The sequence below is a fragment of the Massilia sp. IC2-477 genome (assembly GCF_020707265.1).
In the GTDB taxonomy this organism is placed as follows: Bacteria; Pseudomonadota; Gammaproteobacteria; order Burkholderiales; family Burkholderiaceae_D; genus Telluria.
In genome coordinates, this window is record NZ_JAJFEQ010000003.1 from 550,933 (window position 1) to 576,718 (window position 25,786).

At 66.6% G+C, this 25,786-nt stretch carries 26 protein-coding genes; 14 read left to right on the top strand and 12 right to left on the bottom strand.

Features of this window, described 5'->3' with window-relative positions; all coding sequences use genetic code 11:
* The first annotated feature begins 64 nt into the window (after positions 1-64).
* Positions 65-1,408, top strand: a complete 1,344-nt coding sequence (locus tag LK542_RS08655) for an MFS transporter (protein ID WP_227803533.1) — start codon at positions 65-67, stop codon at positions 1,406-1,408.
* A gap of 61 nt (positions 1,409-1,469) precedes the next feature.
* Here the strand turns inward: LK542_RS08655 and LK542_RS08660 are convergent, their stop codons facing one another.
* The 4 genes from LK542_RS08660 to LK542_RS08675 all read right to left on the bottom strand — a co-directional run bounded on the left by LK542_RS08660 (position 1,470) and on the right by LK542_RS08675 (position 4,944).
* Positions 1,470-2,171 carry an SDR family oxidoreductase gene (locus LK542_RS08660; protein ID WP_227811584.1) on the bottom strand — a complete coding sequence of 234 codons (702 nt, stop codon included), beginning with the start codon at positions 2,169-2,171 and terminating at the stop codon, positions 1,470-1,472.
* Between the two features lie 101 nt (positions 2,172-2,272).
* Complete coding sequence (locus tag LK542_RS08665) at positions 2,273-2,863, bottom strand: TetR/AcrR family transcriptional regulator (protein WP_227811585.1); 591 nt, start codon at positions 2,861-2,863, stop codon at positions 2,273-2,275.
* A gap of 71 nt (positions 2,864-2,934) precedes the next feature.
* Positions 2,935-3,858, bottom strand: a complete 924-nt coding sequence (locus LK542_RS08670; RefSeq protein ID WP_227803530.1) for a ZIP family metal transporter — start codon at positions 3,856-3,858, stop codon at positions 2,935-2,937.
* Between the two features lie 54 nt (positions 3,859-3,912).
* The gene (locus LK542_RS08675) at positions 3,913-4,944 is read right to left on the bottom strand and encodes a manganese catalase family protein (protein WP_227803529.1); all 1,032 of its coding nucleotides are present in this window, start codon (positions 4,942-4,944) and stop codon (positions 3,913-3,915) included.
* Positions 4,945-5,296: 352 nt separating this feature from the next.
* On the opposite strand from LK542_RS08675, the gene LK542_RS08680 reads away from it, so the two are divergent.
* Positions 5,297-5,893 (top strand): hemerythrin domain-containing protein, encoded by a 597-nt coding sequence (locus LK542_RS08680; protein ID WP_227803528.1) that lies wholly within the window; start codon positions 5,297-5,299, stop codon positions 5,891-5,893.
* Positions 5,894-5,943: 50 nt separating this feature from the next.
* Here LK542_RS08680 and LK542_RS08685 read toward each other — a convergent pair whose 3' ends face one another.
* From LK542_RS08685 to LK542_RS08705, 5 genes are all read right to left on the bottom strand, one after another.
* A complete protein-coding gene (locus LK542_RS08685; protein WP_227811586.1) occupies positions 5,944-6,972 on the bottom strand; it encodes a patatin-like phospholipase family protein in 1,029 nt (342 codons plus the stop codon).
* 77 nt (positions 6,973-7,049) lie between these two features.
* A complete protein-coding gene (locus LK542_RS08690) occupies positions 7,050-7,787 on the bottom strand; it encodes an LrgB family protein (RefSeq protein ID WP_227811587.1) in 738 nt (245 codons plus the stop codon).
* Positions 7,780-8,127, bottom strand: coding sequence for a CidA/LrgA family protein (locus tag LK542_RS08695; RefSeq protein ID WP_227811588.1), 348 nt, complete (start codon positions 8,125-8,127; stop codon positions 7,780-7,782). The genes LK542_RS08690 and LK542_RS08695 overlap by 8 nt, the downstream gene beginning before the upstream one ends.
* 220 nt (positions 8,128-8,347) lie before the next feature.
* Positions 8,348-9,430: a 4-hydroxyphenylpyruvate dioxygenase gene (gene hppD / locus LK542_RS08700; protein WP_227811589.1), complete on the bottom strand. Its 1,083-nt coding sequence runs from the start codon at positions 9,428-9,430 to the stop codon at positions 8,348-8,350.
* A gap of 69 nt (positions 9,431-9,499) precedes the next feature.
* Positions 9,500-10,405 carry a LysR family transcriptional regulator gene (locus LK542_RS08705; protein WP_227811590.1) on the bottom strand — a complete coding sequence of 302 codons (906 nt, stop codon included), beginning with the start codon at positions 10,403-10,405 and terminating at the stop codon, positions 9,500-9,502.
* Positions 10,406-10,559: 154 nt separating this feature from the next.
* On the opposite strand from LK542_RS08705, the gene hmgA reads away from it, so the two are divergent.
* The 6 genes from hmgA (at position 10,560) to LK542_RS08735 (ending at position 17,760) form a co-directional block, all read left to right on the top strand.
* On the top strand, positions 10,560-11,867 hold the full coding sequence (gene hmgA / locus LK542_RS08710; RefSeq protein WP_227811591.1) for a homogentisate 1,2-dioxygenase: 1,308 nt from the start codon (positions 10,560-10,562) through the stop codon (positions 11,865-11,867).
* Between the two features lie 129 nt (positions 11,868-11,996).
* A complete protein-coding gene (locus LK542_RS08715; protein WP_374040129.1) occupies positions 11,997-13,325 on the top strand; it encodes a hemolysin family protein in 1,329 nt (442 codons plus the stop codon).
* A 13-nt stretch (positions 13,326-13,338) separates the two neighbouring features.
* Complete coding sequence (locus tag LK542_RS08720; protein ID WP_227811592.1) at positions 13,339-14,145, top strand: TlpA disulfide reductase family protein; 807 nt, start codon at positions 13,339-13,341, stop codon at positions 14,143-14,145.
* 74 nt (positions 14,146-14,219) lie between these two features.
* Entirely contained in the window at positions 14,220-14,921 is a 702-nt protein-coding gene (locus LK542_RS08725; protein ID WP_227811593.1) for an MBL fold metallo-hydrolase, read from the top strand.
* 111 nt (positions 14,922-15,032) lie between these two features.
* Entirely contained in the window at positions 15,033-17,336 is a 2,304-nt protein-coding gene (locus LK542_RS08730) for a bifunctional diguanylate cyclase/phosphodiesterase (protein ID WP_227803519.1), read from the top strand.
* Between the two features lie 13 nt (positions 17,337-17,349).
* Positions 17,350-17,760 (top strand): secondary thiamine-phosphate synthase enzyme YjbQ, encoded by a 411-nt coding sequence (locus tag LK542_RS08735; protein WP_227811594.1) that lies wholly within the window; start codon positions 17,350-17,352, stop codon positions 17,758-17,760.
* Here the strand turns inward: LK542_RS08735 and LK542_RS08740 are convergent.
* The gene (locus tag LK542_RS08740; RefSeq protein ID WP_227811595.1) at positions 17,757-18,404 is read right to left on the bottom strand and encodes a glutathione S-transferase family protein; all 648 of its coding nucleotides are present in this window, start codon (positions 18,402-18,404) and stop codon (positions 17,757-17,759) included. The genes LK542_RS08735 and LK542_RS08740 overlap by 4 nt on opposite strands.
* A gap of 111 nt (positions 18,405-18,515) precedes the next feature.
* Between LK542_RS08740 and LK542_RS08745 the strand changes: the two genes are divergently transcribed.
* Positions 18,516-19,478: a YafY family protein gene (locus LK542_RS08745; RefSeq protein WP_227811596.1), complete on the top strand. Its 963-nt coding sequence runs from the start codon at positions 18,516-18,518 to the stop codon at positions 19,476-19,478.
* 151 nt (positions 19,479-19,629) lie between these two features.
* The gene (locus LK542_RS08750; protein ID WP_227811597.1) at positions 19,630-20,334 is read left to right on the top strand and encodes a hypothetical protein; all 705 of its coding nucleotides are present in this window, start codon (positions 19,630-19,632) and stop codon (positions 20,332-20,334) included.
* 33 nt (positions 20,335-20,367) lie between these two features.
* Here the strand turns inward: LK542_RS08750 and LK542_RS08755 are convergent, their stop codons facing one another.
* Positions 20,368-21,264, bottom strand: coding sequence for an AraC family transcriptional regulator (locus tag LK542_RS08755; RefSeq protein ID WP_227811598.1), 897 nt, complete (start codon positions 21,262-21,264; stop codon positions 20,368-20,370).
* Between the two features lie 97 nt (positions 21,265-21,361).
* Between LK542_RS08755 and LK542_RS08760 the strand changes: the two genes are divergently transcribed.
* Positions 21,362-22,105: an SDR family oxidoreductase gene (locus LK542_RS08760; RefSeq protein ID WP_227811599.1), complete on the top strand. Its 744-nt coding sequence runs from the start codon at positions 21,362-21,364 to the stop codon at positions 22,103-22,105.
* Between the two features lie 70 nt (positions 22,106-22,175).
* On the opposite strand, the gene LK542_RS08765 is transcribed toward LK542_RS08760, so the two are convergent.
* The gene (locus LK542_RS08765) at positions 22,176-23,174 is read right to left on the bottom strand and encodes an amidohydrolase family protein (RefSeq protein WP_227811600.1); all 999 of its coding nucleotides are present in this window, start codon (positions 23,172-23,174) and stop codon (positions 22,176-22,178) included.
* A 37-nt stretch (positions 23,175-23,211) separates the two neighbouring features.
* On the opposite strand from LK542_RS08765, the gene LK542_RS08770 reads away from it, so the two are divergent.
* From LK542_RS08770 to LK542_RS08780, 3 genes are all read left to right on the top strand, one after another.
* The gene (locus LK542_RS08770) at positions 23,212-23,808 is read left to right on the top strand and encodes a hypothetical protein (protein WP_227811601.1); all 597 of its coding nucleotides are present in this window, start codon (positions 23,212-23,214) and stop codon (positions 23,806-23,808) included.
* 94 nt (positions 23,809-23,902) lie between these two features.
* On the top strand, positions 23,903-24,226 hold the full coding sequence (locus LK542_RS08775; protein ID WP_227811602.1) for a hypothetical protein: 324 nt from the start codon (positions 23,903-23,905) through the stop codon (positions 24,224-24,226).
* 10 nt (positions 24,227-24,236) lie between these two features.
* Positions 24,237-25,658: a TolC family protein gene (locus tag LK542_RS08780; RefSeq protein WP_374040126.1), complete on the top strand. Its 1,422-nt coding sequence runs from the start codon at positions 24,237-24,239 to the stop codon at positions 25,656-25,658.
* Positions 25,659-25,786: the final 128 nt, after the last annotated feature.

Below are 25,786 nucleotides of genomic sequence, written 5' to 3' on the forward strand. Positions count from 1 at the left end.
AATCACAACAAGCAGAGGCGCGATTTCAGGCTGTCGAGGCCAGCTGACCTCAGGAGACGAAGATATGCAAAGCACGACGACGTACGGCGCTGCAGGTAGCGCTCCCATCACCCACCCGACCAGCGGGGCCCGCAACATCAACGCCAGGGATGGCGAAATCCACCCGGGTGAAATAGCCGTCGGCGTGGTCATTGGCCGCGCCTCGGAATATTTCGAATTCTTCGTCTATGCCATTGCTTCCGTGCTCGTGTTCCCGGCGATCTTTTTCCCGTGGGCTGACCGGCTGGAAGCGACACTCTACTCGTTTATCATTTTTTCGTTCGCATTCATCGTGCGCCCCATCGGCACGGTGATCTTCATGTGGCTGCAAACCCGTTTCAGCCGCGAAATCAAGCTGACCATCGCCCTGCTCCTGATGGGCACCAGCACCGTCGTGATTTCCTTCCTGCCGTCCTATGACCGGATCGGCATGGCGGCCATCGTGATCCTGTCGCTGATGCGCATCGGCCAGGGCATCGCCCAGGGCGGCTCCTGGGACGGCCTGCCCTCGCTGCTGGCTCTGTCGGCGCCGGAACACAAGCGCGGCTTTTACGCGATGCTGGGCCAGCTGGCAGCGCCGATCGGCTTCCTGATCGCCGCCGGCCTGTTCGCCTACCTGCTGAGCAACCTGTCGCAGGACGATTTCCTGGTCTGGGGCTGGCGCTTCCCGTTCTTCTGCGCCTTCGCCATCAACATCGTGGCCCTGTTCGCGCGCCTGCGCCTGGTCTCGACCAGCGAATATTCGCGCCTGCTGGACGCCCACGAACTCGACCCGGCCCCGGTCGGCGAGCTGGTGAAGTCGCAGGGCAGCAATATCGCGATCGGTGCCCTGGCCGCGCTGGCCAGCTACGCCCTGTTCCACCTGGTGACGGTGTTCCCGCTGTCCTGGATCCAGCTCTACGATACCCGCCCGATGGACGAGTTCCTGCACGTCCAGATGTGGGGCGCCGCGCTGGCGGTGCTGGCGGTGCTGGCTTCGGGCCTGATCGCCGACAAGGTCGGCCGCCGCACCACCCTCGGCACCCTGGCCGCCCTGATCGCCCTGTTCTCGGGCTTCGTGCCGACCCTGATGGATGGCGGCGAAACCGGCCAGAACATCTTCATCCTGGTCGGCTTCGTCCTGCTCGGCCTGTCGTACGGCCAGGCCGCCGGCGCCGTGACCGCGAACTTCAAGCAGCAGTACCGCTATACCGGCGCGGCCCTGACCTCGGACCTGGCCTGGCTGGTCGGCGCGGCCTTTGCCCCGCTGGTCGCGCTCGGCCTGTCGGCGAATTTCGGCCTCGGCTATGTCAGCCTCTACCTGCTGTCGGGCGCAGTCGGCTCGCTGGCGGCGCTGAGCCTGAACCGGGCGCTGGAAATCCGCGACTGAGCGAAACGCGTTCTCATGGTAAAGCGGCCCCATCCGGGGCCGTTTTTCATTGCCGGCGCACTCAGCGCGGCAGCGTGTAGATGCCGGGCTCGGCAGACAGGCCGCGCTTGACGGCCTGGGTCAACTCGTCGACGGCGACCTCGGCCCGCCCCTCCTCCAGCGCGGCAAAGCCGCTGTCGACCACGGTGGAAACGCCGAGCTTGGGTACCTCGAGGCCCTTGGTCAGGTCGGTATCGATGAAGCCGACATGCAGGGCCAGCACCTGGGTTCCCTGGCCCGCCAGTTCGTTGCGCAAGCCATTGGTCAGGCCCCAGGCGGCCGACTTGCTGACCGCGTACGCCGCCAGGACCGGGGTGCTGATCCAGCTGGCCACCGACAGCACATTTAGGAACGCGCCGCCGCCGTTGCGCGCCAGCACGGGAGCGAAGGCGCGCGATACATTCAGGATGCCGAACACGTTGGTGTCGAGCATGCGCCGCAGGCTGGCATCCGCATCCTGATCGAGGACGCCCTTCATGTCGGCAATGCCCGCATTGTTGATGACGAGATCGACATCACCGAGGTCGGACGCCAGCGCAGCGACCGCAGCGGCGTCGGTCACGTCGAGTTTGACGGGGACAACGCCGGCAAGGCCGACGGTGGACGGATCGCGGGCCGCGGCATAGACCTTCCTGGCGCCGCGAGCGAGCGCCTGGCGGGCGAATTCTGCGCCCAGGCCGCGGTTGGCGCCGGTCACGAGTACGGTGGCATTCTGGATATTCATGGCTTTCCTTTCAGGAGTCATGCGAAAAATATGATGTACCTCATATGATGGTCGTCATATTCACGCATCAAAAAAAGCCGGCAGTGCCGGCGGCGGGTAGGTCAGGCCTTGCGGGGTGCGGCAAACAGGGAAACGAGCAACTGGCGCGCGCTCGCCAGCGCCGCCCTGCCCTCGGCATTGTCACCGTGTACGCGCGCCAGCTGCAGATTGCCGACAAGGGCGCCCGCGATCACGCCAGGCAGCGCGGGATCCGCGCTTTCGGGAAGGGCGGCGGCGACGCGCCGCACCAGCCGGTCGACGCGCTGGGTCGACGCCAGCCGCACCGCCTCTTCCTGGCGCGGCATTTCGCCAGCCAGCGCCCCGACCACGCAGCCGTGTTCCGGATACGCCAGGTGCTCGTCGGACAGGTAGAGTTCGATCAGGGCCTGCAGCGGATTGCCGGTTTCGCGGGTGCGCTCGGCAACGCGCTCGTCCAGCACCGCGCTGCTGATGGCGCCCGCATGCTCGATTGCCTCGACCAGCAGCGCATCGCGCGAATCGAAGTGCGCATAGAAGCCGCCATGGGTCAGCCCAGCCTCTTTCATGACCTCCGCGACGCCGACGCCGGCGTAGCCATGGCGCCGCACGGCACGGCTGGCTGCTTCGACGATGCGATGGTGGGACTGTTCGCGCTTGCTCGACTTGGCCGACATGATAAAGGTCCGCAAATAAATATGATGGGTGTCATATTATACCCATCATATTATTTGTCAAGGCCCGCCGGTTAGGACAGCGCCGTGTCGAGCACCGTCATCAGGATGAAGCCGAACACCATCACGATGCTGGCGAAAGTGCCGTGCCCGTTCTGACGCATTTCGGGAATGACATCGTTGACGATCACGAACAGCATGGCGCCGCCGGCCGCTGCCAGGGCGAAAGGCAGCATGCCCGCCGCGATGCCAATCAGGGCCACACCAAAGGCCGCCGCCACCGGCTCGATCAGGCCGGACGCAATGCCCAGGCCCACCGCGGTGAGGCGGCTGTAGCCGACGGTGCGCAGGGCCAGCGCCACCACCAGGCCTTCAGGCACGTCCTGGATCGAGATGCCGGTGGCCAGGGCATTCGCCTTCTCGACGTCGATGCCGGCGTAGCCCACCCCGATCGCCAGCCCTTCGGGCAGGTTGTGCAGGGCCACGGCCCAGACGAACAGCCAGGCGCGGCGCAGCGAGACGCCGGCGTCGCCACCGGCGAGAATGCCATCCACGTGCACGGCGCGGCTGAGCAGCAGGATGGCGCCCGCGCCGGCCATGATGCCCGCGCCCGCCATCAGGCTGGCTTCCCAGTTGCCCGAGCCGGCCGACTTGGCGGCGGCAATGGCGGGAATCACGAGGGAAAATGCGGTCGCTCCCAGCATTACGCCGGCGCCGAAACCGAGGAAGCAGTCGTAGGTACGCTTCGAGAAATTCTGTGCCAGCAAGACCGGCAAGGTGCCCAGCGCGGTCGCGGCCGCGGCGGTGGCGCCGCCCAGCAGCGCGCGATGCATCCGGGGGTTGGCGTTCATCACCTGCTCGGCCAGGCTGCCCAGCAAGAGGATGCAGCCGACGCTGCAGATGAGCAGGCCGACCACGCGGCGGATGGTCAATGCCCGCAGCAGCGTGCGTAGTGCGAGCAGCCGGTTGTCATGCGCTTTGTCGATATGAAAATTCATGCAATACCCGGAGAAATGCCGCGCGGCGCCGGGAGTGGGCCGCGCGGCGCGTGCTTACTTCTTGGTCGGCTTCATTGCCTTCATCGACTTGGCCACGCCCTTGTCGACCGGGTGGGTCAGGCCGGTGTCGTCCAGCGGGCCGCCCTTGTTGCCGGTAACGGCCTGGCCCATCGAATTGCCCGAGGACCCAGCCATCGTAGCACCACTATCGGACTGCATGCTCATCCCGAGTTCGGCACCCGTGCGCGGGGTCGACATCGGGTCGGACATGGTGCGCATCGCCATCTGCTTGAGGATGTCGATGTCGCCGCTCGGCAGCGCCACTTCGGCTTCGCCCGAGCCGCCGTCCACCGCCTGCTGCTTCTCGCGGTCGGTGACGAAGTCCCAGTCGGCGCCCTGGTTCCAAGGACCGCGCATCTCGCCCGGACCTTGCGACATGTTGTAGTACACGCTCGCAAAGCGCGGATCGGCCGGCATTTTGCCCGGCGGGAAGTTCGGCTCGATGGCGTACAGCGCCTTTTCGAAGGACTTCTGGTGTGCCACTTCGCGCGTCATGAGGAAGCCCAGCGCTTCCTTCACGCCCGGGTCGTCGGTCAGTGCGATCAGGCGCTCGTAGACGATCTTGGCGCGCGCCTCGGCCGCGATGTTCGAGCGCAGGTCGGCAGTCGGTTCGGTGATCGAATCGATGTAGGCCGCGGTCCAGGGCACGCCGGCCGAGTTGATCAGCGGGGTGCCGGCGCCGTACAGCACCTGGGTGATGTGGCTGTCGTTACCGGGACCGGTAATGGCCCGGTACATGTCGGCTTCGCTGTCAACGGCTTCGGCCAGGCGGCCCTTGGCGCCCTTGTTCAGCATCGCGATGATGTGGCCAATGATTTCCAGGTGGCTCAGCTCTTCCGTTGCGATGTCGTAGAGCATGTCCTTGCGGCCCGGATCGTCTTCGGCGACGGCCTGGGTGAAGTAACGCATGGCCGCGGCCAGCTCGCCCTGCGGGCCGCCGAACTGCTCCAGCATGAGGTTGGCCAAGGCCGGATTTGGCTCGCTGACGCGGACCGTGTATTGCAGGCGTTTGTTATGTGCAAACATGAACAATCCCTCCGTTGATGAGTATTGGTGCGCCGGAGCGACACCGTCGGGAGCTGTGGCCGTGACCGCCAGCCCGTATATCTCATCTTGGCAGGATGACACGGCAGTGGGGATCGGGTGTTCGCGCGTCGAGTTGTAGGACTAGGGCGACAATTAATGAACTTGATGGAAATGTTGGAATTGATAAATAAGCGTATTTATCGGGCATTTAAGCGCAGTACGGACAGGCCGAGGGCCTGCGCCCGCCTCCCCATGCGATCCGTGCCGACACGGGCGCGGCGCGCACTCCTACAGTAAAGACGAGTCGCGCCGAACTACCATGTTAGCTATATGACCACAAAGGGGGTACACAATGTTTAACCTGAATAAGCTGAGCCCGACGATCACCAACATGATCCGCTTCGACCACTCGCACGTGATGGTGACCTTCCACCAGTACGAAAAGGACAAGCCGCCGCGCGTCAAGAAGGCGCTGGCCGACACCATCTGCGACGCGCTGGAAATCCACGCGACCCTCGAAGAGGAAATCTTCTACCCGGTGATGCGCCAGCGCGACTCCGGCGAGCCCTTCATGCACAAGGCCGAGCCTGAGCACATGGAGATGCGCCGCCTGATCGCCGAGCTGCGCCGCACCAGCGGTTCCGACCCGCGCCACGACAAGCTGGTGATGGAACTGATGCGCGACGTGATGCACCACGTGGCCGACGAGGAAACCACCCTGCTCCCGCATGCCGAGGCCAAGCTGAGCCGCGATGCCCTGTCCGAACTGGGCGCGCAGATGACCAAGCGCCGCATGCAGCTGGTGGGCCCGAAGGCCGGCAAGCTGGCCAAGGAACACGCCGTCGGCTTCGGCGGCAGCGGCGCCGCCCTGGTGGTGGGCCTGGCCAGCGCGCTGTTCGCCGTCAAGGCCTTCGGTCCGAAGAAGACCTGGAAGTCGAACCCGGTCTGAGTTCCTGCGACAGCTGGATCGAGCCGGCCGCGATCGCGGCCGGTTCTCGTTTACGCCGCCATGGCCCGGAACACCGGCGTCGGATCCATGGTCGTGCGCTGGCCGATCTCATCCAGGTGCGCGGCCAGCCAGGCATCGGCCGCCGCCACGCCACGGTCGTGCAGCATCTGCAGGAACACCGGCTCCGCGTTGAACTTGCTCGAAACGCTCAGGTCGCGCAGCATGTCCACTGCACTGATCAGGTGCAGGCGCACCGGCGCGAAGGTCACGGCCTCGCCATCCTCTTCGTTCTGGATGGCGTGGTTGTGCAGCAAGGTGTTCACCTCGCGTACGAAGCTGATATTGAAGGCCACTTCGTTGGCGCGGTTGCTGATGTCGGCCATGCTGCGCGGCGTTTCGGTGCGTGCCGGCGGGTTGATCTGCACCACCAGCAGGTCCTGGGCGTTGTTCGATTCCACCAGCGGCGCCAGCGGCGGGTTGGCGGTGTAGCTGCCGTCCCAGTACAGCTCGCCGTCGACCTCGACCGATGCGAACACGGTCGGCAGGCAGGCCGACGCCATCACTTTCTGCACGTCCAGTTCGGCGCGCTCCCAGACCTTGCCGGTGCCGGTGTTCAGGTTGGTGGCATTGATGAAGATCGCCAGCTCCTCGCAGGCGCGAACCCGCTCGAAATCGATGTTGGCGGTGAGAAAATTGCGCAGCGGGTTCACCGTCAGCGGGAACTCGTGCACCGGTCCGGCCAGCGCACCTGCCATTTCCAGCAACTGGTAGAAGGGCGAAAAGCTCATCGTGTAGCCGCCGGCCAGGTGGTCCATCGGGGTGCGCTGCAGCGGACTGAAGGACGCGGTGAGTCCGAGGGCACGCCAGAAGCGGGCGAGCGCGGCGCGCGCCCCTTCCCGCCCACCGCCGTGGGCCCAGCCGTCGGCCACCACGGCCGCGTTGATGGCGCCGGCGCTGGTGCCGCTGAGCGCGTTGATGTCGAGGCGTTCTTCCTGCAGCAGCCGGTCCAGCACGCCCCAGGTGAAGGCGCCGTAGGTGCCCCCGCCCTGCAGGCCGAGGCTGAGTTTCTTGTTCGTCATGGTCAAGCTCGACTCCGTATGTGAATCAAATTCTACGAGTCTAGCAACCACAAGAAATGGAGGGCGCGACGGTGCCCTTAGGCAAACCAGCGCATGACGACCGGCACGAGCCACGGCGCGAGCAGCGCGGTCATGGCGCCGTTCAGGCCCATGGCCAGGCCGGCGAAGGCGCCCATCTCGGCGCCGCCCTGGAAGGCGCGCGCCGTGCCGATCCCGTGCGAGGCCAGGCCCAGCGCAAAGCCGCGCGCCGCCGGTGAGGCGATGCGCAGGCGGTCGAACAGCCAGGGACCGACGATCGCGCCGAAGATGCCGGTGCCGATCACCAGCGCGGCGGTGAGCGCCGGAATGCCGCCGAGGCGCTCCGACACCGCCATCGCGATCGGCGAGGTGGCCGACTTCGGCCCGAGGGTGGCCGCCAGCTCGGGCGTGGCGCCCAGCAGCAGCGCCACCGCCACGCTGGAGACGATGGCCGTGACGCAGCCCAGCAGCAGGGCCGCCGCCAGCGGCACGAACGCGCGCCGCAGCCGCGGAAGCTGGCGTACCAGGGGCAACGCGAGGGCTACCGTGGCCGGGCCGAGCAGGAAGTGGACGAACTGGGCGCCGGCGAAATAACGCTGGTAGGACATGCCGGAGACCCACAGCACCAGCGCCACCAGCGCGATCGAGATGGCGACCGGGTTGGCCAGCGGCGCCCCCTTGAAGAAGCGCGTGATGCGGTGCGCCGCCAGGTAGGCGCACAGGGTCATGGTCAGGCCCAGCAGGGGCGAAGCGGACAGGTAGACCCAGAATCGGGTCAATTCGTGCAGCTCAAGCATCGCCGTCCTTTCTCCCCATGCCCTTGAGCAGCAGGCCGGTCACGGCCAGTGCCAGCAGGGTGCTGCCGGCGAGCGAAGCGAGGATGGCGAGCCAGTGGCCGCTGCCGCTGGCGGCGGTGGCCACGATGCCAACGCCGGCCGGCACGAACAGCAATGACAGGTGCGACAGCAGGGTATTGGCGGCCTCTTCGACCAGCTTTTCCAGGCGCGGCCAGGCAATCAGCGCCGCCATCAGGAGCAGCATGCCGGCGACCGGGCCGGGGATCGGAAACTTCAGGAGGAAAACGATGCCTTCGCCGAGGCATTGGAACAGCAGGAGGATGGTGAAGGCGGCGAGCATGAGGCTTTGGGGGCAAAGCGCTCAGGATAGCAAATTGGTCATGGCGGTGTGCGCGGCGTGGCGTTCGTGGTGCGCTGGGGAACTTGGGTCCCGGCCTGCGCCGGGACGACGTTGGTTGATCTTCGCAAGACCGCTAAGGCTCGATTTCTAAGACAGCCTGAAAACCGTCGCCCCGGCGCAGGCCGGGGCCCAATTTGACTTTTGCCTGAACAGCCGAGACTTACGCCTCGACTCCCGCAATCGCCCCACGCTTCAACTGATCCCGCTCGATCGACTCGAACAGCGCCTTGAAGTTGCCCTCACCGAAGCCGTCATCGCCCTTGCGCTGGATGAACTCGAAGAACACCGGTCCCAGTTGCGCCACGCCGAAGATCTGCACCAGCAGGCGTGGACGGCCGTCGGTCACGCTACCGTCGAGCAGCAGGCCGCGCTTCTTCAATTCCTCGGCGTTTTCGCCGTGGCCCGGGATGCGTTCATCCAGCATCTCGTAATAGGTTTCCGGCGGAGCGGTCATGAGCGGCACGCCGGCGGCGCGCAGGCCGTCGACGGTCTTGATCAGGTCATCGGTAAGCAGCGCGATGTGCTGGATGCCCTCGCCGTTGAACTGCATGAGGAATTCCTCGATCTGGCCGCCGCCGGCCTTGCCCTCTTCGTTCAGCGGGATGCGGATCTTGCCGTCCGGCGCGGTCATGGCTTTCGAAGTCAGGCCGGTGTACTCGCCCTTGATGTCGAAATAGCGGATCTCGCGGAAGTTGAACAGCTTCTCGTAGAAGCCGGCCCAGAAGGCCATGCGGCCGCGGTAGACGTTGTGGGTCAGGTGGTCGATGATCTGCAGGCCGTGGCCCGGCGGGTTGCGGTCCACGCCCTCGATCCATTCGAAGTCGATGTCATAGATCGACTTGCCTTCTTCGAAGCGGTCGATCAGGTACAGCGGCGCGCCGCCGATGCCCTTGATGGCCGGCAGGCGCAACTCCATCGGGCCGGTCGGGATCTCGATCGCCTGGGCGCCCAGTTCCAGCGCGCGGGCGTAGGCCTTGTGCGCATCCTTGACGCGGAAGGCCATGCCGCAGGCGGACGGGCCGTGCTCGGCGGCGAAATAGGCGGCGTAGCTCTTCGGCTCGTCGTTGATGATGAAGTTGATGCCGCCCTGGCGGTACAGGGCAACCTGCTTCGAGCGGTGCACCGCCACCTTGGTGAAGCCCAGCTTGCCAAACACGTCTTCCAGCAAGCCCGGAGTCGGCGACGCGAACTCGACGAACTCGAAGCCATTCAAGCCCATGGGATTGTCAAACAGGTCTGCCATTTTTCTTCCTCTATGTCGTGGGTCAATCGGCCGCGCAGGTCTCCTCTGCGCGGCGCTCTAAATCTTGCACTACTCCGCGAATACTTCCGCCAGCAGGCCGCGCAGCCATTGGTTGCCCGGGTCCTGGTTGTAGCGCCGGTGCCAGAACACATTCGTCTGCAGCGGCGGCAGGTCCAGCGGTGGCGCGATCCATTCCAGGCCGAAGGGCAGCGCGGCCCGTTCGGCCAGTTTCTGCGGTACCGTGACCACCAGGTCGCTGCTACTCACCATATAAGGCACCGCGGTGAAATGCGGCACCCGGAAACGCACCTGCGGCCCGATCCCCGCGCGCGCCAGCAGCACGTTGATGCGCTCGTACGGACTCTCGTGCGAGTCGACCAGCATGTGCTCGGCCTGCACGAAGCGCGCCAGCGTCACCTCGCCCCTGCCCAGCGGATGGCCCTTGCGAAACATCGTCACGTAGGGCTGGCGGAACAGCTGCCGTTGGTACAGCGCTTCCGAGATATCCTCGAAAGGCCCCACCGCAAGGTCCACCCGCCCGCCTTCCATCTCTTCCTTCAGTTCGAGCGCGCCGGCGCGCACCGAACTGATCTCGACCTGCGGCGCGACCACCCTGCAGCGCTCGATCAGCGCCGGCATGAAGTAGATCTCGCCCACGTCCGTCATCGCCAGCACGAAGCGGCGATGACTGGTGGCCGGATCGAAACGGCTGCGCTGGTTCAGCGCCAGCGCCACCTGGGCCATCGCCACCCCGATCGGCTCGGCCATCTGGCTGGCCAACGGCGTCGGCTGCATGCCGCTGGCAGTGCGCACGAACAGCTCGTCGCCGAACGCACGGCGCAGCCGCGCCAGCGCATTGCTCACCGCCGACTGGCTCAGCCCAAGCTTGCGCGCGGCCGAGGAAATCTGGCGCTCCCGGTAGACTTCCTGGAACACCGACAGCAGGTTCAGGTCGATGGTGTGCGGTTCGATCATGGCGTGGGCTGCATTGTCGGCCCGGCTCGGGCACAGGAACAGCAGTATTTAGATGATGAATAGTCTACATTTTTCTATTCATCTCGTAAAACATGCTGAATTCTTCTACAGTGGCGGCGATCCCCATCCGTGTATACACACCAGGAGAAGACGCATGAGTCCCAACGTTGACACCAGATCCGGCTATATGAGCGGATTCGGCAACGAGTTCGCCACCGAAGTCCTGCCGGGCGCCCTGCCGCTGCACCGCAACTCGCCGCAGCGCGTGGCCTATGGCCTGTACGCCGAGCAGATTTCCGGCACCGCCTTCACGGCGCCGCGCAGCCACAACCGCCGCTCCTGGCTGTACCGGATCCGACCGGCCGCCGTGCACGGGACGTTTACGCCGCTCGATGCAGGGCGCATCGTCAGCCGCTTCGACACCCCGGCGCCCCCCAACCAGCTGCGCTGGAGCCCCCTGCCCATGCCGGACGCGCCGACCGACTTCATCGACGGCTGGGTGACCATGGCGGGCAACGGCTCGCCCGAGTCGATGACCGGTTGCGCGATCCACCTGTACGCGGCCAACCGCGACATGTCGGGCCGCTACTTCTACAGCGCCGACGGCGAGCTGCTGGTGGTGCCGCAGCAGGGCCGCCTGGCCATCCACACCGAACTGGGCCTGGTGGAGGTGGAACCGCAGGAGATCGCGGTGATCCCGCGCGGCGTGCGCTTTTCCGTCGCCCTGCCGGACGGTCAGGCGCGCGGCTATATCTGCGAGAACTTCGGCGCCCTGCTGCAGCTGCCCGACATGGGCCCGATCGGCTCGAACGGCCTGGCCAACCCGCGCGACTTTCTCACCCCCGTGGCGCGCTACGAGGATGTGGAAGGCGACTTCGAGCTGGTGGCCAAGTTCTGCGGCGGCCTGTGGCGGGCCTCGATCGGCCATTCCCCGCTCGACGTGGTGGCCTGGCACGGCAACTACGCGCCGTATAAATACGACCTGCGTCACTTCAATACCATCGGCTCGATCAGCTACGACCACCCGGACCCGTCGATCTTCCTGGTGCTGCAGGCGCCCAGCGATACCCCGGGCGTGGACACGCTCGACTTCGTGATCTTCCCGCCGCGCTGGCTGGTCGGCGAGGACACCTTCCGCCCGCCCTGGTTCCACCGCAACGTCGCCAGCGAGTTCATGGGCCTGATCCACGGCGCCTACGACGCCAAGGCCGAGGGCTTCGTGCCCGGCGGCGCCAGCCTGCACAACTGCATGAGCGGGCACGGTCCGGACGCCGCCACCTTCGACAAGGCCAGCAGCGCCGACACCGGCAAACCCCACAAGGTGCTGGACACCATGGCCTTCATGTTCGAGACCCGCCATGTGATCGTGCCGACCCCGTACGCACTGTCTTCGCCCCAGCTGCAGGCCGATTACCAGCAGTGCTGGGCCGGCATCGGGAAGCACTTCCGGACGACGCCGTAAACTCGTCAAGGATGCCAGGCTGACAATTCGTGTGGCGCGCTAGGGGCGCGGCATGCGATGATGGAGGGGCGCGCCGCCTTTGGCGCGTCCGGTCGCGGCCCGGATCGTCCGACGAAAGGCCCCGCGCCAGTGCTGACCGACATATTGATCATCTCCTTCCTCATCCTGATGAACGGAGTGTTCGCCATGAGCGAGTTGGCACTGGTCTCGGCCAAGCGCATGCGCCTGGAACGGCGCGCCGAAGAAGGCAGCCGCGGCGCCACCGCCGCCCTCAAGCTGGCGGACGACCCCAGCAACTTCCTCTCGACCGTGCAGGTCGGGATCACCCTGATCAGCATTTTCAACGGTGCGTTCGGCGAAGCCTCCCTGGTCAGCCACCTGACGCCTCACCTGCAGGATGTTGCGGTGATCGGTCCGTACGCGCGCGAAACTGCGCTCGGCCTGGTCGTCGTCTTCATCACGATTGCTTCGATCATCTTCGGAGAGCTGGTCCCCAAGCGCATCGCCATGGCCTTCCCGGAGACGATGGCGACGCTGATCTCCCAGCCGCTGCGCCTGCTCTCGAAGCTGATGGCGCCGTTCGTCAAGTTCCTGTCGGTGTCCACCAACGCCATCGTGCGCCTGATCGGCATCCGCGAAGCCAAGGAAGAAGCGCCGACCGAGGAAGACATCGCCGGCATGATCAAGGAAGGCGCCGATACCGGCGTCTTCGAAAAGACCGAATACGACATCGTGCAGCGCGCCCTGCGCCTGGACGACCAGCACCTGAAGTCCCTGATGACGCCGCGCGTCGACCTGGTGATCCTCGACCTGGAAGAAGACCGCCAGCACAACCTGGAAACCATCGCCGCCAATCCCTACAGCCGCTTCCCGGTCTGCCGCGGCGACCGCTCGCACATCCTCGGCTACGTGATGGCGCGCGACCTGTTCGCCCAGGCCGTGCGCAGCGGCGCCGCCCACAACATCGATATCGACGGGGCGGTGCAGGAACTGCTGTACGTGCCGGAAACCGTAAGTGCCATGGCCCTGCTCGAGATGTTCAAGAAGAACCGCGCCGAGCTGGCCCTGATCGTCGACGAGTACGGCGACATCCAGGGCATGGTCACGCTGAGCGACGTGATGAGCGCCCTGGTAGGCGACGTCACGGTGGCCGGCGAAGAGCATGACGTCGACGCCATCCAGCGCCCGGACGGCAGCTGGCTGCTGGACGGCGGCGTCTCGCTCGACCGCTTCCGCGACCTGCTCGACACCAAGCTCACCTTCCCCGGCGAGGACGAAGGCGCCTACCACACGCTGGCCGGCTTCATGCTCTACCAGCTGGGCTACATCCCGAAACCTGCCGAGCTGGTTGACTGGGAAGGCTTCCGCTTCGAAGTCATGGACATGGACGGCAACCGCATCGACCGCGTGCTGGTGACGCGCTACGTGCCGGTGGAGTCCGAGCCGGACCGCGACTGATCCCGTCCATCCGATGGACGTCCTGAAGCTGGGCCCTGTCGTGCTGCCCACCGCCACCCTAGTGGCGCTGGGCGCGATCCTGCTGGCCACCCTGCTTGCCGACTGGTTCAAGCGCCGCCGCGGCCTGGACGCCGGCCCGCTGCTGTGGAAGATGCTGCTGGCCGGCTTCCTTGCCGCGCGTGCGGTCTTCGTGCTGCGCCACCATGAGCTGTTCGCCGCCCGTCCCTGGAGCGCGCTCGATATCCGCGACGGCGGCCTGGACGCCATGGCCGGCTTGCTGGTGGCCTGCGTGGTGGGCGCCGAACTCACGCGCCGCCACCCGCCCCTGCGCCGCCCGCTGCTGGCATCCAGCCTGGCCGGCGTCGCGCTCTGGCTGGGCGGCACCCTGCTGCTGCAAGCCTTCGCGCCGCCACAGGCGCCCCTACCCGAACTGAGCGTGCGCCGGCTGGACGGCAGCGAGCTGGCGCTGCGGTCCTACCAGGGCAAGCCGCTGGTGGTGAACCTGTGGGCTACCTGGTGCCCGCCGTGCCGACGCGAGATGCCGGCGCTGGGGGCGATGCAGGCCAGCCGAAGCGACGTTGATGTCGTGTTCGTGAACCAGGGCGAATCGGCGGCCAAGGTCCAGGGCTTCCTGGCAGCGCAGGGACTGCGGCTGCAGAACGTGCTGGTCGATCCGGCCGGCCAGCTGGCTGCGCGCACCGGGTCGGTGGGCTATCCCACCACCCTGTTCTACGATGCGCGAGGCGTGCTGCGCTCCCGCCACGTGGGCGAGCTGTCGGAGGCCACGCTGGCCGACAAGCTGCAAGCCATCGCCCGCTAAAGCCGGTCTTCCCTCCGCCTGCTTCCCCCGCAGGCGATCCTGTGGTACAACACGCACCGCACCCAGGAGGCCCCATGCAAGTCAACCCGATCCAGCTGTTCGACGCCGAATCTTCGACCTACACCTATATCCTGTCGGCCCCGGATAGCCGCGACGCGGTGATCATCGACCCGGTCGACCGCCACTGGCAGCGCGACCTGGCCCACGTCGAGCGCCTCGGATTGACGCTCACCCACGTGCTGGAAACCCACGCCCACGCCGACCATGTCACCTCGGCCGGCAAGCTGCGCGCGCTGACCGGGGCCAAGGCCTGCGTGCCGAGCGGCTGCGGCATTCCGCCGGCGGAAGTGCAGCTGCAGGACGGCGACGTGATCGGCTTCGGCCTGCGCGAGCACATCGCCGTCATCCATACGCCCGGCCACACCGCCGGCAGCATGTGCTACCTGTGGCGCGGCAACCTGTTCACTGGCGACACCCTGCTGGTCGACGGCTGCGGACGCACCGACTTCCAGGGCGGCAGCGCGGATGCCCTCTACGACAGCGTCGCCCGCAAGCTGTTCACGCTGGATGACGCCACCCGCGTCTGGCCCGGCCACGACTACAAGGGCCAGTCGGTGTCGACCATCGGCTGGGAAAAGCGCCACAACGCGCGCCTGGCGAACCGTTCGCGTGCAGACTTCGTGGCCCTGATGGGCGCGCTGAACCTGCCGCGCCCGAAACTGATGGATGTGGCGGTGCCGGCCAACCGCCAGCTGGGGCTCATGCACAGCGTTTGAGCAACACCTCTAGCGCGCTCGGTGACAGCGCGGCCAAGTTCCGGTATCATGTTTCATTCAGACAATAAATAGTGCGCACATGCAACACTGGCTGCGTACCCGGGCAGCTGCATGAAACAGTTCTATGATATCGCCGACTGGCGACGCCGGATCTTCTCGACCCTGACGACGACCTCGCTCGTCCTCGGCACGCTCACGGCCATTCCCAGCGCGTTGTTCGCGATGGCCGACGGCCTCTGGGCGGTCGCCGTCCTCGACGTGGTGGCGCTGGCCTGGATCTTTGCGATCTGGCGCTTCGAACAAATTTCCTACACCGCAAGGGTGCTGAACTTCCTCGGTGTGATCTTCGTCGTCGGCGTCGGCCTGATGCTCACGGTCGGCTCGGTAAGCCAGATCTACCTGATCGGCCCGCCCGTGATGGCGGTGATCCTGCTCGGCACCCGCCAGGCGCTGGCGATCCTGTTCCTGACCGCGCTGACCATTCTCGGCCTGGGCCTGAGCGGCTACGCCAGGCTGGTCGTGATCGGCCTCGACAACCGCGAGGTCATCGCCTCGATCGCCGTCACCATCAACTACCTGTGCGTGGGCGCCGTCATCACCATCACCTGCGGCACCCTGCTCAAGGGCCTCACCCGCACGCTCGGCGAAGTCCAGGGCTTTGCCGAGTCGCTGGAAGCCAAGCAGGACAAGCTGCACGAGCTCAACGCCGAGCTGCGCCTGACCTCGGCCGCGGTATCGCGCCTGAACGACATGGTCCTGATCGCGCGCGCGGTCGACGCTCCCGGCGCCCAGCAGCCGATCATCTTCGCCAACGACGCCTTCGAGCGCCGCACCGGCTACGCGCGCGAGGAAATCATCGGCAACAGCATGCGCCTGCTGCACGGCCCCGACACCGACCCCGACGAAGTGGCGCGCATCCTGCGCGCGGTGGCCCGCAACGAGCCGGTGTCGGCCGAGCTTGTGAACTACACCAAGGCCGGCGACCCGTTCTGGGTCGAGATGGAGATGGTGCCTTTCGCCAGCGAGGGCGGGCGCAATACGCACTGGGTGGTGGTGGGACGCGACATCACCGAGCGCCGCAACTCGGCCAAGGCGATCCACCACCTGGCCTTCTACGACGTGCTGACCGGCCTGCCCAACCGCCGCCTGCTCACCGAGCGCCTCGACGCCATGGTCGCCAGCCGCAACGTCGGCGGCAGCCTGGGCGCCCTGCTGTTCATCGACCTCGACAACTTCAAATACGTCAACGACGCGCGCGGCCATGCCACGGGCGACGCCCTGCTGCGCCACGTGGCCGAACGCCTGGTGTCGGTGGTGCGCTCGCGCGACACCGTGGCGCGCCTGGGCGGCGACGAATTCGTCATCCTGCTGCAGGACCTCGGATTCGACACCGAGACTGCCACCGCCAGCGCGATGAAGGTCGCGCACAAGGTGCTGGCCGCGGTCAGCGAGGAAGTCACGATCGGCGAACACGTCTACCGCTCCTCGGGCAGCATCGGCGTGGCCCTGCCGCTGCGGCCGAGCCACAGCAGCCACGACCTGCTGCGCGAAGCCGACACCGCCATGTACGAGGCCAAGGGAGCCGGACGCAACGGCGTAGCGCTGTTCGAGACCACCATGCTGGCCGACGCCGAGCACAAGCTGACGCTGGAACGCGACCTCGGGATGGCGCTCGAGAACGGCGAGCTGGCCATGCACCTGCAGCTGCAGGTCGACCACGAGCAGCGGCCGGTGGGCGCCGAGCTGCTGATGCGCTGGCGCCGTGCGGACGGCATGCTGGTGCCGCCCGACGTGTTCATCCCGATCGCCGAATCGACCGGCCTGATCGTCCCGCTGGGGAACTGGGTGCTGCGCCAGGCATGCGAGGCCTGGCTGAGCCTGGCCGCAAGCGGCCACCCGCTGCCGTTGTCGATCAACGTCAGCCCGGCGCAGTTCCGCCAGCCGGACTTCGTCGATCAGGTGCGCGCCGTCCTTCTGGACACCGGCGCGCCGGCCAGCGAGTTGATCTTCGAGGTAACCGAGGGCCTCCTGGTGTCGGAACTGGACCAGACTATCGCCCGCATGCATGAGCTCGCGAGCCTGGGCATCCGTTTCTCGGTGGACGACTTCGGCACCGGCTACTCGAACCTGGCCTACCTGAAGAAGATGCCCCTGTACGAACTGAAAATCGACAAGAGCTTCATCCGCGACACCCCGAACGACGTCAACGGCACTGCGATCGTGCAGTCGATCCTGGCAATGGCCGACCACCTCGGCCTGCGCGTGGTGGCCGAGGGCATCGAGACCGCGCAGCAGGCCGACTACCTGGCCCGCCATGGCAGCCCCTGCATGCAGGGCTACCTGTTCTCGCGTCCGGCTCCGCTCGACGAAGTGCTGGCCGAACTGGCCAATCCCGAAGGGCGCGCCGCCGCGTGATACGATGCAGCGCATGGCGCACCAGAGCATCCTCGAGATTCCAACCAAGGGCCGCGGCACCCGCGACATCACGGACGCCGTGGCCGCGGTGGTGCGCGCCGCCGGCGTCGATTGCGGCCTGGCCCACGTCTTCGTGCAGCACACCAGCTGCTCGCTTCTGATCACCGAAAACGCCGACCCCGATGTGCGGCGCGACCTCGAGACCGTGCTGGCGCGCCTGGCCCCGGACGGCGACCCGGCTTACCGCCACGACGCCGAGGGGCCGGACGACATGGCCGCCCACGTGCGCAACATGCTCACCGGTTCCGGCCTCTCGGTGCCGGTCGGCGGCGGCCGCCTGCTGCTCGGCACCTGGCAAGGCATCTACCTGTATGAGCACCGTAGCCAGCCGCACCGTCGGACGGTCGTCGTCACCGTGCTTTAAGCGGGTTCCGCCTGCGCCATATGCTCGGCCATGAGCGCATTGTCGCGCTCCCCCACCCGCTTCACAGCCGGCCGCGCGCCGATGCGGGCGACGTAGTCGACCAGCACCGGCAGGCGCGGCACGCCGGCGTAGGCCATGCTCCAGTCGAGCGCCGTGCCCCACAGGATGTCGGCAGCGGAGATCGTGTCGCCGAGCAGCCAGGGCCCGCGCTGCAGCTGGGCGTCGAGGACGCCCAGCATGGTGTCGAAGTCGCCGTAGGGCGAGCTCATATACGGGCCCGGATCGCGTCCCAGCGAGCGGTCCGCCAGCGCCGGCTCGAAGCAGGCCGCGTAATAGACCAGCCAGCGCAGGTAGGCGCCACGCAGCGGGTTCTCCAGCGTCGGCGCCAGGCCCGCCTGCGGGAAGCGGTCGGCCAGGTGGATGAAGATGGCGACCTGCTCGGTCACGACGGTCTCGCCGTCCACGATGGCCGGCACCTTGCCCAGCGGGTTGACGGCCAGGTAGGCCGGCAGGCGCTGTTCGCCCGCCTTCATGTTCAAGACCCGCAGTTCATAGGGGGTGCCCAGCTCTTCCAGCAGGGCGAGCGTGGCCGAGGCCCGGGTGTGCGGCGAGTGGTAGAAGGTGATGCTGCGCGGTGTGCTCATGCTGTGTCCTCGTTTGATTGGTGGTGTGGGTTGGCCGATCCGCGGTCGACGAACAGCATGGTAAAGAGGTCAAGCTGACATCTTTTGTCAGGTATGGATTAAACTCGCCACATGCGCGCCAGCCGACTCCTTTCCATCCTCACCACGTTGCAAGCCCGCGGCCAGGCTTCCGCGCGCGCCCTGGCCGAGGACTGCGGGGTGTCGCTGCGCACCATCTACCGCGACGTCGAGGCACTGAGCGGCGCCGGCATTCCGATCTACAGCGAACGCGGCAACCAGGGCGGCTACCGCCTGCTGGACGGCTACCGCACCCGCCTGAACGGCATGTCGGCCCAGGAGGCCGAATCCCTGTTCCTGGGCGGCCTGTCCGGCCAGGCGGCCGAGCTCGGGCTGGATGGGGTCTGCGCCAGCGCGCGCGACAAGCTGCTGGCGGCGCTGCCCGCCGAGGTCCGCACCGGCGCCGGACGCCTGCGTTTCTACCTGGATGCGCCGGGCTGGTTCGAAGCGAGCGAGCGGCCGGACTGCCTGCCCCGACTGGCGCGCGCCGTCTGGGACGAACGGCCGGTCCGCGTCGTCTACCGCAGCTGGAGCGCCGAGAAGGAACGGGTGCTGGAGCCGCTCGGCATCGTGCTCAAGGGCGCGGCCTGGTACCTGGTCGCCCGGACGGGCGGCAGCGTGCGCACCTACCGCGTGTCGCGCATCCGCGAGCTCGAGCTGCTCGACGGCCAGGTCGAACACGCCGCCGGCTTCGACCTGCAGGCCTGGTGGCTGGAGAGCGCGCGCCGCTTCGAGCAGGAGCAGCACCCGGAACAGGCTATGCTGCGGCTCTCGCCCTGGGGTTTCAAGATGATGGAAGCCTTCCTGCCGCCCTATGCCGTGGCGCACGCCACGATCGCCGAACCCGGGCCGGACGGCTGGCGCAGCGTCACCCTCCCCGTCGGCCCGCTGTGCCACGCCCCGTTCGACCTGCTGCGTTTCGGCGCCGAGCTCGAAGTGATCGGGCCGGGCTCCCTGCGCGCGGAGATGGCGCGCATCGCGGCGCAGCTGGCGAAGACCTACACCCTACCCGCCTAACATGTTCCCCCCGCGGTGGGGGCTTACGCGCGCCCGCCGTTTGCCTATACTGCCCACAGGTCGTCACGCTGCACCTGCGCGGCGCAGCGAAAACGGCCCCGAAATTCTGCATTTCCCGCATTGGCGAAGTAGACAAGGAACCGACCCGCCCATGGATTTCCTCGACGATCTGCTGGAGGAGCGCAAGGCGCGCCTCAGCCAGTCCGTGCTGTGCACCTACATGGCTGACGCCAGGGTCGAGCCCCACCAGCGGCTCTCCTTTATCCCGGCAATGATCTTCTTCACCATGGGCTTCCAGGACATCCTGTCGGCGCTGCGCGACAACAGCGACAAGTCGGCCCTGCAGCTGAGCGTGCACCGCCACTGCGACGAAGACGCCTTCCACTGGCAGTGGTATCTGGACGACCTGACGGTGATCGAGCACGGGCGCCGCCTGTTGCGCCTGCCGGCCGCCCAGGCCCTCAGCGACGTCTGGTCGCCCGTCAACCACGCCACCCGCGAAACCGTCTACCACGCGATCCACCTGGCCAAGACCTGGCAGACCCCGTTCTACCGCATGGTGATCCTGCGCGCCCTCGAATCCACGTTCGCCTGCTTCAACGAGCCCATGTACCGGCTGGTCGAGGAACTCGGCATGGCCGAACACCTGCACTACTTCGGCCGGCTGCACCAGCAGGCCGAGGCCAGTCACGCTTCGACCCAGCTCGCGCTCCCGGCTCCCGTCTACAGGGCCACCGAAGACGAGCACACCACCGCCAGCTTCCTGGTGAACCAGGTGTTCGACGCATTCAAGCGCATGTTCGACTGCTGGTACGCTGTCGGCCTGACCGGCCGGGTGCTGCGGCCGGCGGCCTGACGCAGGCGGCCGGCTTCCGGCCAAGCGCCAGGACTAGCGCACTCCGATATAGGCGCTCGGCGGGATCCCTACGTGGCGACTGAATGCAGTGCTAAAACTGCTCGCTGAACCGTAACCGATCCTGTCAGCAATTTCACCCAAGCCGAACTTTTTCTGGCGAAGCAGATCCTTTGCCAGCGCCATGCGCCAGGCAAGCAGGTATTCCATCGGCGGCACGCCCACGCCACGCGAGAAACGTCCGAAAAAAGCCGATCTCGACAGCGCTGCCTTCTCGGCCAGTTCCGTGACCGTCCAGGGATGGGCGGGCTTTTCATGCATGTGCCTGATTGCCGCGCCCAAACGGGCGTCGGCAAGGCCGCGGAGCAGTCCGGGCGTTGCATCGTGAGCGGAGGTCGAGCGCAGTGCTTCGACCAGCAGGATGTCAATGAGCCTGCCGAGAACCAGTTCTCGGCCCGATCTCTGGTCGAGCGACTCTTCCCTGACCATCTGGACCCATAGCTTGAGCCGTTCGACGCCTCGGACATGCAGCAGTACTGGTAAAAGAGAAACAAGCAGGTCCGCATCCGGCGAATCGAAAGCGAAGTATCCGCCCAGCATACGGATGTCGGGAGGGCCATCCTGTCTGCCGTGACGGATCTCGCCCTCGATTTCTGTGGCGCCAACCGGATCCATCAGGGTCGGTACCGCCGTATCTGCGCTCGACAGGGTGAAACCTGGGGTGGCGGGAAGCAGTACGAAGTCGCCTGCTTTCAACATGACGGGCTGCTGTCCGTCGACTGCAAGCGTGCATTCGCCGTCCAGCATCGTGCAAAAGCTGGGCTCACCGAACTTCTCGTAACGCACAGCCCACGATCCTGCACCGCCGATGAGCTTGGAGAAGACCGCGCGGGGCTTCATCAGGCTGATGATTTCGGACAGCGGATCGACCATGGCAGGACTCTCGCAAATGATATCAAGACCGTGGATTATAGCTAATCCACTTATCGCCTTGTAAAGTCATAGCATACCAACCAAACGAAAGGCAAGCATGAAAACGATCCTGATCACTGGCTGTTCTTCCGGCTACGGACTGGAAACAGCACGTCTCTTTCACGCGAAAGGATGGAATGTCGTCGCCACCATGCGCACGCCCCAAGCAGAAATCATGTTGGCCGGCGATCGGCTGCGTGTGCTACCCCTGGACGTCACGCAGAGCGCAAGTATCGCGCAGGCCCTCGATCTCGCCGGGCCTATCGACGTTCTGGTGAATAACGCGGGGATCGGTTTGTTCGGCGCGTTCGAGGCGACCCCGATGGGCATCGTCCGCGAGATCTTCGAAACGAATACCTTCGGCACGATGGCGATGACCCAGGCGGTCTTGCCCCAGTTTCGAGCGCGTCGGTCAGGACTCGTGATCAACCTTACCTCCACCGCGACCATGGCGCCGTTCCCCCTCGTCGCTGCTTACACTGCAAGCAAGACCGCTATCGAAGGATTCACTGAATCGCTGGCGCTCGAGTTGGCGGACTTCGGTGTACGGATCAAGCTGGTCGAGCCTGGCTACGGCCCAAGCACGCGCTTCGCTGCAAATGGAGTAGAACGCATGCAAGGATTGATACCGGATCCCTACATGGCTTACGCGCAGTCGGTCTTTGCTGCATTCGGCGCGGCGACCGCCGTCACGACTGAGACTGCGGTAGCGGAGGCGGTCTGGCACGCAGCGAACGATCCTGCCGCTACCCTGCGCTATCCGGCAGGCGATGACGCCATTGCACTTGCTCAGGCGCGGTGAGACACGACTCGCACGACGAGAACAGGCGCTTGCATCCACGCCACCCTGGCCTTTGCGGCTTGCCGAGACCTCAGCGCAGATACGGAGCCTGGTTCGCCGCAATCTGCGCGAACTCGGCTTGCGTCAGGGGCAGGCGCCGGAAGGCCTCCCAGGCCTGCGCCTGTTTCGTGGGCGTGTCGGAGCCGTACAGCAGCCGCGCCATGCCGATCTGCCGCATCCGCTTGACCAGCAGCGCCGTCGTTTCGGGCGAATTCTCGCCGTCGGCGTTGCTGGCGATATCGAACCACAGGTTCTTGGTGGCGGGATGCCCACGCTCGACAGCTTCGGCGAACACGGCGAGCGCCTCCTGCGCCGGCGGATCCTCGAAGCCCGGCCCGGTCCCTGCGAGGTGCGCGATCTGCACCGGCACATCGGGTGCGAGCGGCAGCAGCTGGTCGAGGAAGACCCGCGCCTGGACGGCGCCGTAAGGCCGCTTCTTGCTGATGCTCGCGCGGAGGTGCACCACGATGGCCATCCTGGCACGATTGGCGGCCTTGAAGAATTCGCCCAGGCGGGCGACGTGGGCCGGGTCGTCGAACTGGATGTCGCTATTACCGATGTGCATCTTGACGCCACGGCGCAGTCCCGGATGCGCTGCGCAACGGGCCAGCTCTTTTAGGGCATAGTCGCGCATCGGATTGATGCCGCAGAAGGCCACCAGGCGGTCCGGATACTGCGCGGCCTGCTGCGCGGTCCAGTCGTTTTCCGCCCGGACGAGCTCGTACTCGTCGGGAAGATTGCGGTCAGGCCGGCCGAACATGTAGGCGGTCGACAGCACGGTGGCGCGCCGGATCCCGAGCTGATCCAGGTTGGCGACCAGGGCGGCGGCGGGCACCTCCTTGATGGCCGGCGAATTGATCAGGGCCACGATCCGCGGGCTGAACAGATGCTGGTGGTGATCCGCCCCGGGCACTGACACGGTGGCGGGCGCCTTGCCGGCGGCGCTATCGGCGGGCGCCGCATTTACCGGCGGCGCGAACGCCAGCAGGGACATCGCGAGCAAGGGAGCGATCATTCTGTTCATCATCATGCCAATCCTTCGTTGTCGGGCTTGCGGTGCACGCCCCATGACAGGCAGCTTAGCGAAAGCGGCCCAGTCAAGGCTCGGCTTTCCGATGGAATGCACTATTCGCCGGACGAACGGCCTGCGGCTTGGCGTAGCCGGAAAGGTCGAGCGCTTTCCAGCCCGGCTGGTGTTGGCCATTCCTGGCCACGACCAGGCCAAAATTTGTCGTGCTATACTCGCCGCACCTATGCTCCGCACACTCAAGACATTGATGGTCTGGCTACTGCTGGCCGTGCTTCCGCTCCAGGCGGTGGCGGCAGGCCGTCTGTCGTGCGCACCCGTGTCGCAGGAGTCGAGCCAGCTCGCGCACCATCCCGCCCCGGCGCAGCATGAGGCCATGATGGATGCGCACGCCCATCACGATAGCGAGCATGCATCCTCGGACGACGCATCCGCGGACGCGGACGGCGACAAGAAGCCGCATTCCACCTGCAGCGCCTGCTCCGCGTTCTGCCTTGGCGCCTGCGCCCCACCTTCTACCCAGCTTTCCGTCCCGGCTTTCGATGGCTCCGACGCGGTCGCCCTTGCGCCCGCGGCCTTTGCCGTCGGCTTCATCCAGGACGGCCCCCAACGCCCTCCCAGGCAGCAATCCCTCTGAATCCGGCGAGAGCTGATGCGGCCGCCCCTGCGGCGCCGGGCTCCCGCGTACACGCGTGCCGCTGCACGCCCTGTCACCGATCCGAGGATTGACCATGATTTCCAAGCTCCGGGCTGCCGCCATCGGCGCCCTGCTGGCCGTGCCAATGTGCGCCCAGGCCCAGCCAACCCGTGCGCCGGCTGATCCGGCCGACCCCAAGGCGCCCGTGCCGCCGCTCGTCTATGTGCCGCTCGCCACCGTCCCCTCGCAGACGCCGCAGGCGGACGACGCCACTCCCGACAAGGCCTGGCGCGCCGCCAACGCGGCCGTCGGCGCCCATGACGCGCATGCAGGACATGGCGCCGCACCGGGCAAGCCCGCCAATCCGCCCGCGCAGCCGGCCAAGCCTGCGCCTGTGGACCACGGCAAACATCATTGAGTCCAAACCCATGATGACAACACCCTTTCCCAAGCCAGCGCTGCGCACCGTCGCGGCGGGCGCCATGCTGCTCCTGATGGGCGGCTGCGCAAGCTTTTCCCGCGACGGCGGCATGGACGCCGTGTCTGACCTGACCGCGCAGCGCACCGGCCAGGATGTCCGGCTGCAAAAGGCGAACGGTGACAACACCGCCGCCGAGGCGGCGCTCAATCAGCTCCTCAAGGAGCCGCTCACCCCCGACAGCGCCGTCCGCGTCGCCCTGCTCAACAACCGCAGCCTGCGCGCCTCGCTGGCCGAACTCGGCGTGGCCGAGGCCGACCTGGTGCAGGCCGGCCGCATGGCCAATCCTGGCTTCAGCTTCAGCCGCATGTCCGGTGGCGGCGAGACCGAGATCGAGCGCAGCCTCATGTTCGACCTGGTGGGCCTGTTGACCATGCCGATCCGCCGCGACATCGAGTCGCGCCGTTTCGAGAGCGCCAAACTGGCCGCGGCGAATGAGGCGGTCCGGCTGGCTGCGGACACCCGCAAGGCCTGGTTCAGGGCCGTCGCGGCCGCCCAATCCGCCCAGTACGCCGGGCAGGTGCGCGAGGCGGCCGAAGCGAGCGCCGAGCTGGCGCAGCGCATGGCGAAAGTCGGCCACTTGAGCAGCCTCGACCAGGCGCGCGAACAGGCCTTTTCCGTCGAAGCCGCAGCCCAGCTGGCGCGCGCCCGCCACAACACCACCGCGGCGCGCGAGCAACTGGCCAGGCTGATGGGCGTCTGGGGCGAGCACACCGCCTTCCGCCTGCCCGAGCGGCTGCCGGAGCTGCCGGCCACCGTGCGCCAGCCAGGCAATATCGAGTCGCTCGCCATGCAGCAGCGCCTCGACGTGCGCCTGGCAAAGCTCGACACCGAATCCACCGCGCGCGCCCTGGGCCTGACCCGCGCCACCGGCGTGATCAACGTGCTGGAAGCCGGCTACGTCAACGCCAGCAAGTCGGGCGCGCCGCGTGAAAACGGCTACGAGATCGAGCTCGCGCTGCCGCTCTTCGACTGGGGCGGCGCGAAAGTAGCGAAGGCAGAGATGCTGTACATGGGGGCGGTCCACCGCACCGCCGCTACCGCCGTCAACGCCCGCTCGCAGGTGCGCGAAGCCTATTCCGCCTACCGCAGCAGCTACGACGTGGCCAGGCAGTACCGCGACGAGCTGGTCCCGCTGCGCAAGAAGATCTCGGAAGAGACCCTGCTGCGCTACAACGGCATGCTGATGAGCGTGTTCGAGCTGCTGGCCGACGCCCGCGCCCAGATCGCCGGCGTGAATGCGGCGATCGAGGCCCAGCGCGATTTCTGGATCGCCGAAAGCGAGCTGCAGGCCGCCATCAGCGGCAGCGGCGGCGCGTCGATCTCCATGGTTTCCACCCCGGCGGCTGGCGATGCCGGCGCGGGACACTGAACAAGGAATGCGTCAACAATGAGTTCCCGTCGAGATTTCTTTACCGGCGCCGCCGCCCTGGTCGGCGCCGGCCTGGTGAGCCGCGCCGGCGCGGCCACGCTGCCGGAAGCCCCCGTCATGAACAGTGC

What these genes read in the sequence shown, in the direction of transcription:
- LK542_RS08655 (WP_227803533.1), top strand. Translation starts at nt 65, where the DNA reads ATGCAAAGCACGACGACGTACGGCGCTGCAGGTAGCGCTCCCATCACC.
- LK542_RS08660 (WP_227811584.1), bottom strand. Translation starts at nt 2,171, where the DNA reads ATGAATATCCAGAATGCCACCGTACTCGTGACCGGCGCCAACCGCGGC.
- LK542_RS08665 (WP_227811585.1), bottom strand. Translation starts at nt 2,863, where the DNA reads ATGTCGGCCAAGTCGAGCAAGCGCGAACAGTCCCACCATCGCATCGTC.
- LK542_RS08670 (WP_227803530.1), bottom strand. Translation starts at nt 3,858, where the DNA reads ATGAATTTTCATATCGACAAAGCGCATGACAACCGGCTGCTCGCACTA.
- LK542_RS08675 (WP_227803529.1), bottom strand. Translation starts at nt 4,944, where the DNA reads ATGTTTGCACATAACAAACGCCTGCAATACACGGTCCGCGTCAGCGAG.
- LK542_RS08680 (WP_227803528.1), top strand. Translation starts at nt 5,297, where the DNA reads ATGTTTAACCTGAATAAGCTGAGCCCGACGATCACCAACATGATCCGC.
- LK542_RS08685 (WP_227811586.1), bottom strand. Translation starts at nt 6,972, where the DNA reads ATGACGAACAAGAAACTCAGCCTCGGCCTGCAGGGCGGGGGCACCTAC.
- LK542_RS08690 (WP_227811587.1), bottom strand. Translation starts at nt 7,787, where the DNA reads ATGCTTGAGCTGCACGAATTGACCCGATTCTGGGTCTACCTGTCCGCT.
- LK542_RS08695 (WP_227811588.1), bottom strand. Translation starts at nt 8,127, where the DNA reads ATGCTCGCCGCCTTCACCATCCTCCTGCTGTTCCAATGCCTCGGCGAA.
- hppD (WP_227811589.1), bottom strand. Translation starts at nt 9,430, where the DNA reads ATGGCAGACCTGTTTGACAATCCCATGGGCTTGAATGGCTTCGAGTTC.
- LK542_RS08705 (WP_227811590.1), bottom strand. Translation starts at nt 10,405, where the DNA reads ATGATCGAACCGCACACCATCGACCTGAACCTGCTGTCGGTGTTCCAG.
- hmgA (WP_227811591.1), top strand. Translation starts at nt 10,560, where the DNA reads ATGAGTCCCAACGTTGACACCAGATCCGGCTATATGAGCGGATTCGGC.
- LK542_RS08720 (WP_227811592.1), top strand. Translation starts at nt 13,339, where the DNA reads ATGGACGTCCTGAAGCTGGGCCCTGTCGTGCTGCCCACCGCCACCCTA.
- LK542_RS08725 (WP_227811593.1), top strand. Translation starts at nt 14,220, where the DNA reads ATGCAAGTCAACCCGATCCAGCTGTTCGACGCCGAATCTTCGACCTAC.
- LK542_RS08730 (WP_227803519.1), top strand. Translation starts at nt 15,033, where the DNA reads ATGAAACAGTTCTATGATATCGCCGACTGGCGACGCCGGATCTTCTCG.
- LK542_RS08735 (WP_227811594.1), top strand. Translation starts at nt 17,350, where the DNA reads ATGGCGCACCAGAGCATCCTCGAGATTCCAACCAAGGGCCGCGGCACC.
- LK542_RS08740 (WP_227811595.1), bottom strand. Translation starts at nt 18,404, where the DNA reads ATGAGCACACCGCGCAGCATCACCTTCTACCACTCGCCGCACACCCGG.
- LK542_RS08745 (WP_227811596.1), top strand. Translation starts at nt 18,516, where the DNA reads ATGCGCGCCAGCCGACTCCTTTCCATCCTCACCACGTTGCAAGCCCGC.
- LK542_RS08750 (WP_227811597.1), top strand. Translation starts at nt 19,630, where the DNA reads ATGGATTTCCTCGACGATCTGCTGGAGGAGCGCAAGGCGCGCCTCAGC.
- LK542_RS08755 (WP_227811598.1), bottom strand. Translation starts at nt 21,264, where the DNA reads ATGGTCGATCCGCTGTCCGAAATCATCAGCCTGATGAAGCCCCGCGCG.
- LK542_RS08760 (WP_227811599.1), top strand. Translation starts at nt 21,362, where the DNA reads ATGAAAACGATCCTGATCACTGGCTGTTCTTCCGGCTACGGACTGGAA.
- LK542_RS08765 (WP_227811600.1), bottom strand. Translation starts at nt 23,174, where the DNA reads ATGATGATGAACAGAATGATCGCTCCCTTGCTCGCGATGTCCCTGCTG.
- LK542_RS08770 (WP_227811601.1), top strand. Translation starts at nt 23,212, where the DNA reads ATGACAGGCAGCTTAGCGAAAGCGGCCCAGTCAAGGCTCGGCTTTCCG.
- LK542_RS08775 (WP_227811602.1), top strand. Translation starts at nt 23,903, where the DNA reads ATGATTTCCAAGCTCCGGGCTGCCGCCATCGGCGCCCTGCTGGCCGTG.
- LK542_RS08780 (WP_374040126.1), top strand. Translation starts at nt 24,237, where the DNA reads ATGATGACAACACCCTTTCCCAAGCCAGCGCTGCGCACCGTCGCGGCG.